General features: G+C 63.3%; 1 protein-coding gene. It reads left to right on the top strand.

Translation table 11 applies throughout. The features are described from left to right. Nucleotides 1-1663, top strand: a 1663-nt coding sequence (gene ctaD / locus ABNF97_RS33840; protein WP_349341054.1) for an aa3-type cytochrome oxidase subunit I, incomplete at both ends; no start/stop codon positions are given.

Here is a 1663-nt window from a genome sequence, read left to right as displayed (position 1 = left end):
TGGCCCCCGCTGGTTCGGGTGGTTATCCGGGGCCGGTTCGGGGTGTGGTGCCGGGCAGTACGTTGCTTCGGTTGTTGGGTACCACGGATGCGAAGCAGATCGGGTTGTTGTATCTGGTGACGTCGTTCGCGTTTTTCATCGTTGCTGGTGTGATGGCGATGTTGATGCGGGCGGAGTTGGCGCGTCCGGGTTTGCAGTTTCTGTCGACGGAGCAGTACAACCAGCTTTTCACCGGGCATGGCGCGATCATGTTGCTGCTGTTCGCGACTCCGTTGGCGTTCGCGTTCGGCAACTATGTGGTGCCGTTGCAGGTGGGTGCGCCGGATGTGTCGTTCCCCCGGTTGAACGGGTTGGCGTACTGGTTGTACCTGCTGGGTGGGTCACTGCTGTTGCTGGGTTTCCTGACGCCGAACGGGTCGGCGGACTTCGGGTGGACGGCGTACCCGCCGTTGAGTCGGGCGCAGCACTCACCGGGCATCGGCGCGGACATGTGGATCATCGGGCTGGTCCTGTCCGGGCTCGGTACGATCCTGGGCGCGGTCAACCTGATCACCACCATCCTGACCCTGCGGGCGCCGGGGATGACGATGTTCCGGATGCCGATCTTCACCTGGAACATGCTGCTGACCGCGCTGCTGGTGATCCTGGTCTTCCCGCTGCTGGCCGCGGCGTTGCTCGCCCTCTACGCCGACCGGCGCCTCGGCGCGCACGTCTACGACCCGGCAAACAGCGGGCCGCTCCTGTTCCAGCATCTGTTCTGGTTCTTCGGCCATCCCGAGGTCTACATCGTGGCGTTACCGTTCTTCGGCATCATCACCGAGGTCATCCCGGTCTTCTCCCGCAAGCCGATCTTCGGTTACAAGGGACTCGTCGCCGCCACGATCGCGATCACGGTCCTGTCGATGACGGTGTGGGCACACCACATGTTCGCCACCGGCCAGGTGCTGCTGCCGTTCTTCAGCTGGCTCAGCTACCTGATCGCCGTACCGACCGGGGTCAAGTTCTTCAACTGGATCGGCACGATGTGGAAGGGCCAACTGACCTTCGAGACCCCGATGCTCTTCTCGATCGGCTTCCTGGTCACCTTCCTGTTCGGCGGACTCACCGGAGTACTACTGGCCAGCCCACCGGTCGACTTCCACACCACCGACACCTACTTCGTCGTCGGACACTTCCACTACGTCCTGTTCGGCACCATCGTCTTCGCCGCCTTCGCCGGCGTCTACTTCTGGTTCCCCAAGATGACCGGCCGACTCCTCGACGAACGCCTCGGCAAAATCCACTTCTGGACCATGTTCCTCGGCTTCCACGGCACCTTCCTCGTCCAACACTGGCTCGGCAACGAGGGCATGCCCCGCCGATACGCCGACTACCTACCCACCGACGGCTTCACCACCCTCAACACCATCTCCACCATCAGCTCCTTCGTCCTCGGCGCCTCCACCCTCTTCTTCCTCTACAACGTCTGGAAATCATGGCGGTACGGCCGAGCCGTCACCGTCGACGACCCCTGGGGCTTCGGCAACTCCCTGGAATGGGCCACCAGCAGCCCACCACCCCTACGCAACTTCGACCACATGCCCCGAATCCGCTCCGAACGCCCCGCCTTCGACGCCAAATACGGCCCCCTCGTCGCCGACCTCGGCCGCGACCTACCACAACG

The sequence above is a fragment of the Plantactinospora sp. B6F1 genome (assembly GCF_040120695.1).
GTDB lineage: Bacteria > Actinomycetota > Actinomycetes > Mycobacteriales > Micromonosporaceae > Plantactinospora.
Note: the sequence above shows the minus strand (reverse complement) of the source record. Positions and strands in the feature narration are given on the sequence as shown.